The sequence below is a fragment of the Lentilactobacillus laojiaonis genome, from assembly GCF_020616595.1.
Classification (GTDB): Bacteria; Bacillota; Bacilli; order Lactobacillales; family Lactobacillaceae; genus Lentilactobacillus; species Lentilactobacillus laojiaonis.
Map to the genome: position 1 here is coordinate 324,514 of NZ_CP085278.1, position 13,201 is coordinate 337,714.

General features: G+C 32.2%; 14 protein-coding genes. 11 read left to right on the forward strand and 3 right to left on the reverse strand.

The genetic code is table 11. The features are described 5' to 3' along the window. Positions 1 to 3 precede the first annotated feature (3 nt). On the reverse strand, positions 4 to 579 hold the full coding sequence (locus tag LHL71_RS01725; protein WP_227361312.1) for a DsbA family protein: 576 nt from the start codon (positions 577 to 579) through the stop codon (positions 4 to 6). Between the two features lie 198 nt (positions 580 to 777). On the opposite strand from LHL71_RS01725, the gene yjbM reads away from it, so the two are divergent. The 4 genes from yjbM to LHL71_RS01745 are packed head-to-tail and all read left to right on the forward strand — an operon-like array spanning position 778 to position 4,242. Beyond that, a complete protein-coding gene (yjbM, locus tag LHL71_RS01730; protein ID WP_227361313.1) occupies positions 778 to 1,383 on the forward strand; it encodes a GTP diphosphokinase in 606 nt (201 codons plus the stop codon). Between the two features lie 15 nt (positions 1,384 to 1,398). Next, positions 1,399 to 2,205 (forward strand): NAD kinase, encoded by an 807-nt coding sequence (locus LHL71_RS01735; RefSeq protein ID WP_227361314.1) that lies wholly within the window; start codon positions 1,399 to 1,401, stop codon positions 2,203 to 2,205. After that, positions 2,202 to 3,089, forward strand: a complete 888-nt coding sequence (locus LHL71_RS01740; RefSeq protein ID WP_227361315.1) for an RluA family pseudouridine synthase — start codon at positions 2,202 to 2,204, stop codon at positions 3,087 to 3,089. The genes LHL71_RS01735 and LHL71_RS01740 overlap by 4 nt, the downstream gene beginning before the upstream one ends. 16 nt (positions 3,090 to 3,105) lie before the next feature. Then, positions 3,106 to 4,242: an AI-2E family transporter gene (locus LHL71_RS01745; RefSeq protein ID WP_227361316.1), complete on the forward strand. Its 1,137-nt coding sequence runs from the start codon at positions 3,106 to 3,108 to the stop codon at positions 4,240 to 4,242. Positions 4,243 to 4,269: 27 nt separating this feature from the next. Here LHL71_RS01745 and LHL71_RS01750 read toward each other — a convergent pair whose 3' ends face one another. After that, positions 4,270 to 4,776, reverse strand: a complete 507-nt coding sequence (locus LHL71_RS01750) for an LURP-one-related family protein (protein WP_227361317.1) — start codon at positions 4,774 to 4,776, stop codon at positions 4,270 to 4,272. A gap of 106 nt (positions 4,777 to 4,882) precedes the next feature. Between LHL71_RS01750 and LHL71_RS01755 the strand changes: the two genes are divergently transcribed. From LHL71_RS01755 to LHL71_RS01765, 3 genes are read left to right on the forward strand one after another with little or no spacing between them, the layout of a single operon-like run. Further along, positions 4,883 to 5,731 carry a methyltransferase domain-containing protein gene (locus LHL71_RS01755; protein WP_227361318.1) on the forward strand — a complete coding sequence of 283 codons (849 nt, stop codon included), beginning with the start codon at positions 4,883 to 4,885 and terminating at the stop codon, positions 5,729 to 5,731. A 19-nt stretch (positions 5,732 to 5,750) separates the two neighbouring features. Further along, positions 5,751 to 6,263, forward strand: coding sequence for a tRNA (cytidine(34)-2'-O)-methyltransferase (locus tag LHL71_RS01760; protein WP_227361319.1), 513 nt, complete (start codon positions 5,751 to 5,753; stop codon positions 6,261 to 6,263). Between the two features lie 34 nt (positions 6,264 to 6,297). After that, the gene (locus tag LHL71_RS01765) at positions 6,298 to 8,550 is read left to right on the forward strand and encodes an FtsK/SpoIIIE family DNA translocase (RefSeq protein WP_227361320.1); all 2,253 of its coding nucleotides are present in this window, start codon (positions 6,298 to 6,300) and stop codon (positions 8,548 to 8,550) included. 36 nt (positions 8,551 to 8,586) lie between these two features. Here LHL71_RS01765 and LHL71_RS01770 read toward each other — a convergent pair whose 3' ends face one another. Then, positions 8,587 to 8,703, reverse strand: a complete 117-nt coding sequence (locus LHL71_RS01770) for a DUF4044 domain-containing protein (protein WP_227361321.1) — start codon at positions 8,701 to 8,703, stop codon at positions 8,587 to 8,589. Between the two features lie 564 nt (positions 8,704 to 9,267). On the opposite strand from LHL71_RS01770, the gene mraZ reads away from it, so the two are divergent. The 4 genes from mraZ to LHL71_RS01790 are packed head-to-tail and all read left to right on the forward strand — an operon-like array spanning position 9,268 to position 13,194. Further along, complete coding sequence (mraZ, locus tag LHL71_RS01775; protein WP_227361322.1) at positions 9,268 to 9,693, forward strand: division/cell wall cluster transcriptional repressor MraZ; 426 nt, start codon at positions 9,268 to 9,270, stop codon at positions 9,691 to 9,693. 22 nt (positions 9,694 to 9,715) lie between these two features. Beyond that, complete coding sequence (gene rsmH / locus LHL71_RS01780) at positions 9,716 to 10,672, forward strand: 16S rRNA (cytosine(1402)-N(4))-methyltransferase RsmH (RefSeq protein ID WP_227361323.1); 957 nt, start codon at positions 9,716 to 9,718, stop codon at positions 10,670 to 10,672. A 15-nt stretch (positions 10,673 to 10,687) separates the two neighbouring features. Continuing rightward, on the forward strand, positions 10,688 to 11,050 hold the full coding sequence (gene ftsL, locus LHL71_RS01785; RefSeq protein WP_227361324.1) for a cell division protein FtsL: 363 nt from the start codon (positions 10,688 to 10,690) through the stop codon (positions 11,048 to 11,050). Beyond that, positions 11,047 to 13,194 carry a penicillin-binding transpeptidase domain-containing protein gene (locus LHL71_RS01790; protein WP_227361325.1) on the forward strand — a complete coding sequence of 716 codons (2,148 nt, stop codon included), beginning with the start codon at positions 11,047 to 11,049 and terminating at the stop codon, positions 13,192 to 13,194. Before ftsL ends, LHL71_RS01790 begins: the two co-directional genes overlap by 4 nt. Positions 13,195 to 13,201: the final 7 nt, after the last annotated feature.

Sequence of the window (13,201 nt, forward strand, 5' to 3'; positions counted from 1 at the left end):
TATTTAGATTATATTAAAGTTATTATCATCATTTAAAAAATGGATTCCGTCATTATTATCACTAGTTGCCTTTTGTAAGAAATTTAAAAGACTCTGGTAATTAAAATCTTTGATTAAGGCACCGTGTTTTTCGTTGTTAGTATCATAAGCAATAATGGAAGGAACCGTGTAATTTTCAAATTGATGAGTGGCTTGTTGTTTTTTCTTGAATGTTTTGATAGTAAGTTGTGAACGACGATCTTCATCAAACATTTCTTTATCTAAACCAATTTCACCAACAATTCGATTAACTAATTGATCAGAATAGGCTTGGTGATAAATTAAGAGGGCTTCTTGCATTTTTATTAGGAATGCTCGTTCATATTTTTTACCTTGAAAAGAAGCAGCAATAGTATCTAAAGCAATATTATAGTGCTGGTCTTTAACGTCATAGGCATTAATAGTTTTAATATTATTAATTGCAATAAAATTTAAATGCAGTTTGGTAGTTGTCTTTTTCGCAACTTTTAAAACAGTTTGTTCGGCTTTATAGCTTTCTAGACTTAAGGGATCGATAAATAGATTTATTTCTAAACTCATAAAAACCTCCGGGGAATATACACTTACACATAATTGTGTCTTTTTGCAAGACTTATTTATAAGTTTACTATAAATATAAAAATATGCCATAATTATGCTTGTGATTTTTTAACAAACTTATAAATTGGCTAGCCTAAGCAATTTAACGCGGATATTATGGTAAAATATTATTAGTAATATTTGATTGGAAGTGAAAAAATGGTAGATGATTGGGATGTATTTTTGATTCCATATAAACAAGCAGTGAGTGAATTAAAAGTAAAATTAAGAGGTATCCGTACTCAATTTTTAAAAATTGAAGGTCGAAGTCCAATTGAATTTGTAACTTCCAGAATTAAACCAATTGATAGTATTAAAGAAAAAATGGAACGTCGTCATATCAATGAAAATCGTTTAGAAGAGGACATGGAAGATATTGCCGGTCTTAGAATTATGTGTCAATTTGTAGAGGACATATACGAAGTAGTTGATATTTTAAGAGCTAGAAAAGATATTAATATTTTGGAAGAACGAGATTATGTTCATAATAAAAAACCTAGTGGCTATCGTTCATACCATATTGTATTTGAATATCCTGTTCAAATGATTGATGGCGAAAAAACCATTCTTGCAGAAATTCAAGTTAGAACCTTATCTATGAATTTTTGGGCAACAGTAGAACATTCGCTTAACTATAAATACCAAGGTGAATTTTCAGATGATCTTTCCAATCGATTAAAAAATTCTGCAGAGACCGCTTTTAAACTTGATGAAGAAATGTCTGAAATTCGTAATGAGTTGAAAGAAAATAAATCAGAAAAATAGCAAGGAAGTTCTAATATGAGAGTAGCAATTTATAGTAATCCCGGCAAAGCTTCAATGCCTGTATCTTTATTACTTAAACAAAAAATTGAACAATCAAGCCAGTTAACATTAGATTTTTTAAATCCTGAGGTAGTAATTTCAGTGGGTGGTGATGGTACTTTATTATCAGCATTTCATCACTATATTGATATTAGTAATAAAATCCGATTAGTTGGGATTCATACCGGCCATCTAGGTTTTTATACGGATTGGCGAGATTATGAAGTTGATTCGTTAGTAGCTAGTTTAGAGAATGATGACGGTCAAAGCGAAACGTATCCATTATTAGATATTCGAGTTAAATATACAGACCATGGACCTGATGATCACACCTTAGCGTTAAATGAATCAACGCTTAAACAAATTAGTGGTACTTTAATGGCAGAAGTTTATTTAAAAGGTGAGTTTTTTGAAAATTTTCGTGGGGATGGTCTCTGCATTTCCACTCCTAGTGGATCCACCGCTTATAATAAGTCTGTGGGCGGTGCCATTATTAACCCTCAAATTAGTGCAGTGCAGGTTTCAGAAATTTCATCAATTAATAACCGAGTATTTAGAACTTTAGGTTCACCAATTATTGTGCCACCTGATGAAACTATTCGAATTTTACCCGTTAATAAACATAAAACGGTGTTAACTTGTGATCAGCAAATGATATCTGGTCGTGAAATTGAATCAATTGAATATAAACTTTCAAAACAACGTTTAGCTTTCGCTAAATATCGACATACTCATTTTTGGGGACGAGTAAGTAATTCATTTATTGGAGAACCGAGGCAATGACAGAATTTAATTGGGTAAATAAAAATGATTCTCCCATTCGAACAAGTACTTTTTTAATGAGCCATGGGGTAACTAGAACCTTGCTCAAAAAAGTAAAATATCACGGTGGAATTGTACTAGTTAATGGAATTGATCGCCACGTTAATTATCAGTTAACTAAGGGTGACTCAGTTAAAATGATTTTGCCTAAAGAACCTAGTAATGAACATGTTATTCCATCTGATACTGCTATTGAAATAGCCTACGAGGATGATAATTTTTTAGTAGTTAATAAACCTGCTAAAGTGGCGACAGTGCCATCGCATATTTATTCTACGGATTCATTAGCCAATCGAGTTAAAGGGTACTATTTAAAACAAAATTACGAAAATCTTCAAATCCATGTAGTGACCAGGTTAGACCGAGATACTAGTGGGTTAGTAATTTTTGCCAAGCATCATTTGGCTCATTCGGTTTTAGATAAGCAACTAAAGGACCACCAAATCAAAAAAACTTATTTAGCAATTGCTAGTGGAAAAATTGCCACGAATCACGGAGAAATTTATTTACCTATTGGGCGTGAAGAAAATTCATTCATTAAACGAAAAATTGCTACTGATGGAAAAATGGCAGATACTGAATTTTGGAATTATTTGACATTAAATAATAGCACTTTGATTAAAGTCCGATTACATACGGGACGTACCCATCAAATCAGAGTACATATGCAAGCAATTGGACATCCTCTAATTGGAGATTGGTTGTATAATGAGCATAATCATCAAATGACTAGACAGGCATTACATTGTTTTCAAATTAAATTTTATGATCCATTTAATGAAAAATGGATTGAATGTATTGCAAAATTACCGAATGATATGAAGTTATTTGTCCAAAATGATTAATAGGTAAGGGGGAAAAATGGTGGAGGACCACTCACATAATAGTCATTCCTGGTTTTGGAAATTACTAATTAATAGTAAAGTTATTAGTTTTCTGTGTATAATCTTGCTAGTTTTATTAATAATTTTTGTCTACACTAAGATTGCTTTTGTATTTAATCCAGTTTGGCAAATTATTGGCTTACTATTGTTACCAATGATTATTTCAGGAATTTTCTTCTATATGTTAAATCCATTAGTTAACATACTAACTAAAAAGTTTAAATGCCAGCGACTACTAGTAATTACCATCATTTTTATAATATTGGCAATTTTGCTTTGTTGGGCGATTTTTTCAATTATTCCAATGATTAGTTACGAATGGAACGAGCTTTTAACCAATTGGCCGAGTTACTTAGATAAAATTGATAGAGTAATTAAAAGTTTATCTACTAAATCAGAGATTAATTCAATTAGTAAACGACTTAGTATTTTTAAAATAAAAAACCATAGTGGTACTGATTATGTTAATCAAATTTTATTAGCAACCACTAATTCGTTTAATAATATATTAAGTAAATTAGCTTATATTGTAATTTCGTTAATTACGTCACCGCTAATTTTATTTTATTTATTAAAAGATAGTGGTCATTTTTCGGATTACGTGGCTCATTTTTTACCAACTAAAACTCGGCCCGAATTTAAGAAAATTATGCATCAGGTCAATACCCAAATGAGTAATTATATTCGTGGTAAGGTGTTAGTCGCCTTAGGAGCATTTGTGGTATATCTGATTGGATATTCCTTAATTGGTTTAAATTATGCCTTGCTGGTTGGAGCAGTAGCGGGATTGCTAACCTTTGTACCATATGTAGGTTCCGTTATTGCATTGATTCCGGTTTTAATTATTAGTTACTTTACTTCCATAGGGATGGTAATTAAAGTCCTCATAGTCTATTTTGTGGAACAGTTTATTGAAGGACGGATTCTAACGCCTACTGTTATTGGCAATTCAATGAAAATTTATCCGATTACGATCTTAGTAATTATTGTGGTAGGCGGTAAGCTTTGGGGATTAGCCGGAGTTATTTTAGCGGTTCCCGTATATGCAGCCATTAAGGTAATCGTGCAAGAAGTATTTTATTGGTATCAACAAAAGAGTGGTTTATATAAATAAAAGCAGGTAGCTATTAGCTACCTGCTTTTATTTTTTATAACTATTGATTATGGCAATTACAATTGCAATTCCGGTTGCGGGATCTACTTGATCACTTATAACAACGGAATATTGATCCAGTTGTTGTAATCCTCGCTTAGCAACGATTATTTTTTGGTTATCTTGCATAATTGAAAAATAATTTCCCTGGTTTTGTTCCGTAAAATGCAATTCATGATTATTAATCAAAACACTAAATCTTTGTTGAGGTTGATGATTTTGACGATTCTTTTTAATTTTGACTGTAGATTGATCATTGATAAAAATTTCATATTTGGCACTTAGTAAACTGGCTTCACTCCTAATGTTTACATGGTTATTATCCAGTTTAAATTTAAAACTTTCTGGTAAGTTGATAAACCATCCTAAGAATATATTGAAGAAGTCCGTGAATCCATTAGTTTTGACACCGGTAATCATTTGCTTTTGCTCATCATAGATTGCAAATTTCTTGGAAAAGGATGCATCAGTTACTAGAAAAAATTTTTTGGCCATGATATTAGCTCCTCAATCATTTTACATTAATTATAAACTTTAATTTGGTAGTAATAAATACAAAAAGTCATGTGGTATAATGTATTGCGTTTGTGGAGGATAAAAATTGAAAAAAATTGAATTAGCTCAAAACTTTATAACGGATAATTTAGACCTATTTAAATGTCCAATCTGTGGAAATGGTTTTGTAGAATTAGTTAACCATAGTATGGTCTGTGTTAATCAACATAACTTTGACATATCTAAAAAGGGAACGGTATATTTTTTACAGAAACAGTTTAAAGCGGAATATGATACTGCTATGTTAAATTCTCGTCGAAATATACTACAAGCAGGTTTATTTGATCCAATCATTGAATTTATTAATGATAAGTTAGATGATAAAGAAGAAACTATTTTAGATGTTGGTTGTGGGGAAGGGACTCCGTTAGCTAAGCTTTTAAACTTACGAAATAATCAAGATATTGGAATTGGATTTGATATTTCAAAAGATGGTATTAATTTAGCAACTAATCAGAATGCCAAAGCATTTTTTTGTGTAGCTGATCTAGCTCGATTACCCTTTACTGATCATAGTTTTTCCACCATCGTTGACTTATTTTCACCATCTGCCTACGAAGAATTCAATCGGGTAATTAAACCAGGGGGAAAACTAATTAAAATAGTTCCCAATTCAGATTATTTAAAGGAATTACGCGAATTACTGTACGACGTTGATAATAGTAATCGACATTATTCTAATCAAAAGGTTGTAGATCTATTTGCTCAACATTATCCAGATTTTGAGCAAACGGAACTAAGTTACCAATTTAAAATCCCCATGGGATTACAGCATGATTTAATGATCATGACTCCCTTACATTGGGGAAAAGGGCAAAAAGAACTTCAACCCGAAGCCCTCAATCAATTAACAAAAATCACTGTTTCAGTAACAGTATTAATTAAAAAATATTAAGAACTATTTGGAGGATATTATGACTAACCATATCGTTTTATTTGAACCCCTTATGCCTGCTAATACGGGTAACATTACAAGAACCTGTGCCGGAACTGACACAGTATTAGACTTAATCGAACCTTTAGGATTTAGCGTGGACGACAAGCACTTAAAACGCGCTGGATTAGATTATTGGGATAAAGTTAAAATAAATTATCATAAAAATTTACCAGCCTTTTTAGAAACTGTTAAAGACCCTAAAAACTTATTCTTAGTTTCTAAATTCGCTAATCAAACATATAGTGATCCTGATTATACAGATACAGATCAAGAATATTACTTCTTATTTGGTAAAGAAACTACCGGATTACCTGAACCTTTTATGCGTAAAAATCCAGAAAAAGCAATTCGCATTCCTCAAGATGATGAACATATTCGAGCTTTAAACTTATCAAATAGTTGTGCCATTGTAATTTATGAAGTTTTAAGACAGCAAAACTTTAATCAACTTGAAAAAACTCATCATTATGAACATGATAAGTTAAAATAATTGATTAATTGGCAATTAGAACGGGGGGTTGTTTATGCCAAAAAAAACCTCTAAAAGGACCCGTAAGAAAAAGCCTGTGTCGTTTTGGAGTACATATAAAGTAAATATAATTGGACTAGTCGTTTTTCTATTAGGAATATGTGGAATTTTGAAAGCCGGCATACTCGGAAATTTAACGATTAATACCGTACGACTGGTTGTTGGTAATTTATATTGGATTGGCCTCGTTTTACTAGTAATAGTTGGTGTATGGCTATTAGTTACAACTAGTTTACCTAACTTACCAGCTAGAATTACTATTGGATTGGCCTCCATTTTACTTGGAACTTTAGAGTGGTTAAGTTTGATTCAATATAAAGTAATGAATACTCCTGATAACTTAATTAATTCTACGTGGCAAAGAATTATTGGTGATTTTACTTCACTTAATTTCAATTCTGATGTTGGTGGGGGTATGATCGGTGCTATAACCTTTACAGTGATTCATGCACTCTTGGGAAAACCCGGGGTCATATTAGTAATTGGGTTACTGATATTATCAGGAGTAACTTTAATTTTTAATATTAATTGGCGAACTGTCTTTAATTATTTGAATGATTCATTTAATAGTTTGGCTAAAGATACTAGTGAAAAATTTCAAGTTAGTAAAGCGACTGAATCAGTTCCCGAACCATCTCGAGTTTTACCATCCGATAACTTAGATGTAGCTAAGGAGACGATTCCAGCATTTAAAGAAAAAGAATTAGATATTAGTGTTTCCACTCCTAAGTCTAAAACTCCGGCTTTAAAAGATGCTAAAGAAAATCCAACGACGGAAATAAAGCAAGAAGAACTACCAATCAATTTTACTAATGTTGATGATTCGGATTATCAATTACCTCCGATCAATTTATTAACGCAAATAGAAAATAAGGATCAAACTAATGAATTAAAATTAATCGATAAAAATGCCAAAATTTTGCAGCAAACTTTGGATAGTTTTGGGGTTAAAGCTGAAATAAAGCATGTCAGTTTAGGACCATCGGTTACTAAATATGAATTACATCCCGCTATTGGCGTTAAGGTAAGCAAAATTGTTAATTTATCTGATGATATCGCATTAGCTTTAGCGGCTAAAGGAATTCGAATTGAAGCTCCAATTCCTGGAAAGTCTTTAATCGGTATTGAAGTTCCTAATCAAGAAATTGCAACGGTTTCTTTTAGGGATGTGATTGAAAATCAACCTGAACAGCACGGTAAATTATTGCAAGTTCCTCTAGGAAAAGATGTAAACGGCAATATTATTACGGCTGATTTATCGGAAATGCCTCATTTATTAATTGCCGGTTCCACTGGTAGTGGTAAATCAGTAGCAATTAATGGAATTATTACTAGCATCTTGATGAACGCTAAACCTAGTGAAGTTAAAATGATGTTAATTGATCCTAAAAAAGTAGAGTTAGGGGTTTATAATGGCATCCCGCACTTACTAAGTCCGGTGGTTTCTGAGCCTAAAAAAGCTGCTCGAGCCTTACAAAAGGTAGTTAGTGAAATGGAAAATCGTTATGAATTATTCGCTAAATACGGACAACGTAAAATTACAACCTATAATGAATTCGTTGTTAAACATAATCAGGAAAATGCTGATAAGCTTCAATTAATGCCTTACATTGTAGTTGTAGTTGACGAATTAGCTGATTTAATGATGACAGTCTCTAATGATGTGGAGGCAGCGATTATTCGATTAGCACAAATGGGCCGAGCTGCAGGAATCCACATGATTTTAGCAACTCAGCGTCCATCTGTAGATGTTATTACCGGTTTAATTAAAGCAAATGTTCCGTCTAGAATAGCCTTTGCAGTTTCTAGTGGAATTGACTCACGAACTATTTTAGATTCTAATGGAGCTGAGAAATTGCTCGGTAAAGGTGATATGTTATTCTTACCAATTGATAAGAATACTCCTACCCGAGTTCAAGGAGCTTTTATACCTGATCAAGATGTCCAAAAAGTCGTGGACTTTATTAAAAATGAACAAGCCGTTGAGTATGATGAAAATATGTTAGTTTCTGATGAAGAGATTCAAGAAGAAAGTAATAATGATAGTGATTCCGAAGATGAACTATTTGATGAAGTATTAAACTTTGTGGTTGATCAACAAAAGGCAAGTACTTCATTATTACAACGTCGATTTAGAATTGGATATAATCGAGCAGCTCGATTAATTGATGACTTAGAGCAACGTGGATATATTAGCCCCCAAGATGGTAGTCGTCCGAGAAAGGTTTATAAGCAAAAAAGTGAATAAAAAAAGCCTAGACAAGTATTTGCCTAGACTTAGTAGTTAATTCATTAATGAAACAACTGCTGATAAAACTAATGACGCAACTGTTGCAAAAATCATTAACCAAACAAAAATCATTGTGATCTTTTGAAAACGTGTTTTTTTCTTCTTAGCCAATTTGTGCACCACTTTCTCAATTTGCTATGTAAAATAGTTTAACGTTGATTTATTGTGTTTGCAACTTAATATGTGAGGTGAATTGATAACTTGTCAAAAACTCTTATAATAATTATTCAGACAATTTTACTTGTATTGATTGGTTTTTTAGTTGCTTATATTAAAAAACGAGTTCAATTTAACTGGATAAAAAAAATAAGCATCGCTGATGTTATTGGCGTTTGCTTAGGGGTGTTAGCGCTGCATTATCTAATAACTCAAGATCTGTTTTTAGAATTAGTTTATTTTATTTTATTTTGGGTGACTTTATTATTAGTGATATTGATATGGAAAATCTTTACCGTACCTAATTTAACATTTAAACGTACATTTATTAACTTTTGGCATTATACAATTGTTTATCTATTAATTGTTTGGATAATTATTTTTATTTTGAGCTTTATTTAAGAAGACCATTTAAATGGTCTTCTTTTATTTTTAGATAAATTTGATGTTGTGTGGTTGGTAGTGGTTGATTGTGGTAGAATGTGAATATAATATTATTTAAACTGGGGGATGATAACGATGTTTATGGGCGAATTTGAACATTCACTTGATAGTAAGGGTCGTATTATCATTCCTGCTAAGTTTAGAACTATTTTAGGTAAAAATTTTATTATAACCAGAGGACTTGATGGCTGCTTATTTGGATATCCTATTAATGAGTGGCAACAAGTTCAAAACAAAATTAACAATCTACCCATTGGTAAGAAGTCCTCGCGTTATTTTACTCGGTTCTTTTTTTCAGCAGCAACTGAATGTGAGATCGATAAGCAAGGACGAATTAACCTTCCTAATTCATTAATTAAATATGCCAAATTGGATAAAAAATGTGTCATCGTTGGAGTTTCTAATCGCTTTGAAATTTGGAGCGAACAATTATGGAAGGAATTTTCTTTAGATGCTGAAGAAAATTTTAATGAAATTGCAGAAAATATGATCGATTTTTAATTAGTTTTTATGGAGGAAGACAATGTCGGAATTTAACCATGTTACCGTTTTGCTTAATGAAGCTGTTGATGGACTCAATATTAAGCCAGATGGCATATATGTTGATGCGACCCTTGGGGGTGGTGGCCATACTAAAAAAATATTAGAACAATTAACCACTGGCCATTTATATTCATTCGATCAAGATCAAGTTGCGATTGATTACAATCAAGAGCAGCTAAAGGATGCAATCGACAGTAACAAATTAACATTAATTCATAGTAATTTTAAAAATTTAACAGAAGAACTTAATAAATTACATATTCAAACAATTGATGGAATTGTATATGATTTAGGGGTTTCATCACCACAATTTGATGATGGACAACGCGGATTTAGTTATCGATTTGATGCTCGTTTAGATATGCGTATGGATCAGTCAAATCCTTTAGATGCATGGGAAATCGTTAACCACTGGAAGTATGAGCAGTTGGTAAGAATTTTTTATCGATATGGTGAAGAAAAATTCTCTAAGAGAATTGCGCGCTCGATTGAACAAATTCGTGATCAAAAGCCAATTAACACTACGGGGGAATTGGCCGAAATTATTAAAGATGCAATACCTATGGGAGCAAGAAGACATGGGGGTCATCCTGCTAAAAAGGTATTTCAAGCGATTCGAATAGCGGTTAATGATGAATTATCAGTTTTAGAAGAATCCTTAGAACAAGCGGTTAAGTTAGTGGGAGTAAACGGAAGAATTAGTGTAATTACTTTTCAATCCTTAGAAGATCGATTAGTTAAAACGATGTTTAAAGAAGTTACCAGTTTACCGGAATTACCACCTAATTTACCAATAGTTCCAAAAGAAATGGAACCAGATTTTAAAAATATTACACCAAAACCAATTTTGCCTAAAGAAAATGAACTTGAGGGGAATCATCGTTCTCATAGTGCAAAATTAAGAATTATTGAACGTATCAAAAGTGAGCAAAAATAATGGGGGAACGTAACTATGGCACAAAATAATTTAGCAAGAAATGTTGAATATGAAGAATATAAACAACCTACTTTGGTTGATGATGAGATTGGTAAGAAAAGTAAGATTAAATTAAGTAAACGAGACTTAGTGTTAATCGTTAGTGGATGTGTAATTTTAGTTGGATTAATGATTGGGGTAGTTTCAGCAAAAATTTCAGTAACTAATGCCCAACATCGTTTACAGACGGTTGAAAATCAAGCAACCACAATTAAAAATGAAAATACCGATTTAAAACAACAAATTAGTGAACTCCAAGGCAGTGATCGATTAGAAACGATTGCCAAAGAAAATGGAATGTCACTTAATAGCTCAAAAATAAGGAATGTAAATAAATGAGTGACAAAAATCATCAAACAGCACTAAAAAATCGTAAGATTGTGGGTATAATTATCTTTTTTGTGTTTAGTCTGGTTATTTTGTTAATGGCGTCTCACTACTCAGTTATTGCGGTTAGTAAGAATGTAAGAAACGTTAATTTAAGTAAAAAAACGCAACAACTTTATACTCAAACACAAACGTTAAAAGCTAAACGCGGGACCATTTATGATGCGAATAATACACCTATCTCTGAAGATACTAGTACCTATTCTATGTATGCAGTTTTGAATAAAAATCAAAAGGATAGTGATGGTAAGCCTTTATACGTAGTTGATAAACACAAGACTGCTAAAAAGCTATCGCAGTATTTGAATCTCAGTGAAAAAAGTATTTATACCATTTTAAATCCTAAAAATAAAAATGCCTTCCAAGTGGAATTTGGTAGTGCAGGGAAAAATATCTCTACGATTGTTAAAAATAAAATTGAGAAATTACATTTACCAGGAATTAATTTTATTCAACAACAATCCCGTTTATATCCTAACGGAATTTTTGCTTCTAATTTAATTGGGGTTGCATTAAATGAAACTGATGAAAAAACTGGTGCAACTAAACTAGAAGGTCAAATGGGAATTGAAAAAGCATTTAACTCAGAATTATCTGGTAAAGATGGTTATAAGAACGGAAAATATGATGTTTATGGCTATCAACTATCTGATAAGAGTCAAAAGACCGTTCCTGCCCAAAATGGTGATAATATATATACAACGATTGATTATCGTTTACAAACACTATTAGAAAGCACGGTTTCTTCAGTTTATGCGCAAGCTAATCCTAGTTCAATGAATGCCGTATTAATGAACGCTAAAACAGGTGAAATTTTAGCGGCTACTCAACGACCAACTTTTAATGCTAGTACCTTAAAAGGAATTGGCAGTTCATGGTCTAATAATTTAGTCGAAGATACCTACGAACCTGGATCTACCATGAAAATTTTTACTATGGCATCAGCAATTGATTCAAATAATTATAAGGGTAACGATTATTATAAATCTGGTACCTATTCGATAGATGGAAAAATTGTTCCTGATTGGAATACCAGTGGTTGGGGTTACATTACTTATGATAAAGGATTTGCTTTATCTAGTAACGTAGCAATGGCTCATTTGGAACAAAAAATGGGTGCCAAGACTTGGGAAGACTATATTAATAAATTCCATTTCTTACAGTCGACTAATAGTGGATTAGAAAATGAAGCTAGTGGGAGTATGCAATTTAATTATCCAATTGAAAGAGCAGATACTTCATTTGGACAAGGAATTGTTGTATCTCCAATGCAAATGATGCAGGCGCTAACCTCAATTTCAAATGATGGTACGATGGTCAAACCTCATGTTATTTCCAAAATTGTTAATCCTAATACTGATCAAGTAGTCAAAAAGTATTCTACCCAAGTAATTGGACATCCGATTTCTGCTAAAACAGCTAAGGAAGTTCGTAAACACATGGAAGACGTAGTTTATAAAGATTATGGCATTGGATCAGATTATAAGATTAAGGGCTATAAGATTGCTGCCAAAACTGGTACTGCGCAAGTAAGTAATGGTTCTGGAGGTTATGCTTCCGGAGATAACAGTTATCTTTATTCAGTAGCGGGGATGGCACCAGCTAAGGATCCAAAATTTGTTTTATATATTACAATGAAGCAACCTAAACTAACTGGTAGTAAGACAGCTACTCAATTGTTATCAGAAATTTTTAAACCAGTTATGCAAAGAGCTTTAGAAGATAGTAATACTCCCAAATCAGAAACTAAGGTATCTATGCCATCAACTATTTATCAGTCAGTTGAAGATGCTAAGTCATCAATGGCTAAAAAGGGATTAACTCCTGTGATCTTAGGTAATGGGAAGGTAGTTACTAAGCAATCAATTAAAGCAAATACGACAGTTAATGGTAATACTCGAGTCTTACTGCTAACAAATGGAACTAAGATAACGATGCCAAGAATTATTGGTTGGTCTCAAGCCGAAGTTAAACAATTAGGTGAAATCCTAGGAATCAAGGTTAAAATTAATGGTTCCGGATATGTAGCTAGTCAAAGTATTAATTCTGGAGAAACAATTTCCAAAAATCAAAAACTAGTTGTTAATTTTGAATAAATAAAAA

What these genes read in the sequence shown, in the direction of transcription:
- LHL71_RS01725 (WP_227361312.1), bottom strand. Translation starts at nt 579, where the DNA reads ATGAGTTTAGAAATAAATCTATTTATCGATCCCTTAAGTCTAGAAAGC.
- LHL71_RS01790 (WP_227361325.1), top strand. Translation starts at nt 11,047, where the DNA reads ATGAGTGACAAAAATCATCAAACAGCACTAAAAAATCGTAAGATTGTG.
- LHL71_RS01745 (WP_227361316.1), top strand. Translation starts at nt 3,106, where the DNA reads ATGGTGGAGGACCACTCACATAATAGTCATTCCTGGTTTTGGAAATTA.
- yjbM (WP_227361313.1), top strand. Translation starts at nt 778, where the DNA reads ATGGTAGATGATTGGGATGTATTTTTGATTCCATATAAACAAGCAGTG.
- LHL71_RS01760 (WP_227361319.1), top strand. Translation starts at nt 5,751, where the DNA reads ATGACTAACCATATCGTTTTATTTGAACCCCTTATGCCTGCTAATACG.
- LHL71_RS01750 (WP_227361317.1), bottom strand. Translation starts at nt 4,776, where the DNA reads ATGGCCAAAAAATTTTTTCTAGTAACTGATGCATCCTTTTCCAAGAAA.
- LHL71_RS01740 (WP_227361315.1), top strand. Translation starts at nt 2,202, where the DNA reads ATGACAGAATTTAATTGGGTAAATAAAAATGATTCTCCCATTCGAACA.
- mraZ (WP_227361322.1), top strand. Translation starts at nt 9,268, where the DNA reads ATGTTTATGGGCGAATTTGAACATTCACTTGATAGTAAGGGTCGTATT.
- rsmH (WP_227361323.1), top strand. Translation starts at nt 9,716, where the DNA reads ATGTCGGAATTTAACCATGTTACCGTTTTGCTTAATGAAGCTGTTGAT.
- LHL71_RS01765 (WP_227361320.1), top strand. Translation starts at nt 6,298, where the DNA reads ATGCCAAAAAAAACCTCTAAAAGGACCCGTAAGAAAAAGCCTGTGTCG.
- ftsL (WP_227361324.1), top strand. Translation starts at nt 10,688, where the DNA reads ATGGCACAAAATAATTTAGCAAGAAATGTTGAATATGAAGAATATAAA.
- LHL71_RS01735 (WP_227361314.1), top strand. Translation starts at nt 1,399, where the DNA reads ATGAGAGTAGCAATTTATAGTAATCCCGGCAAAGCTTCAATGCCTGTA.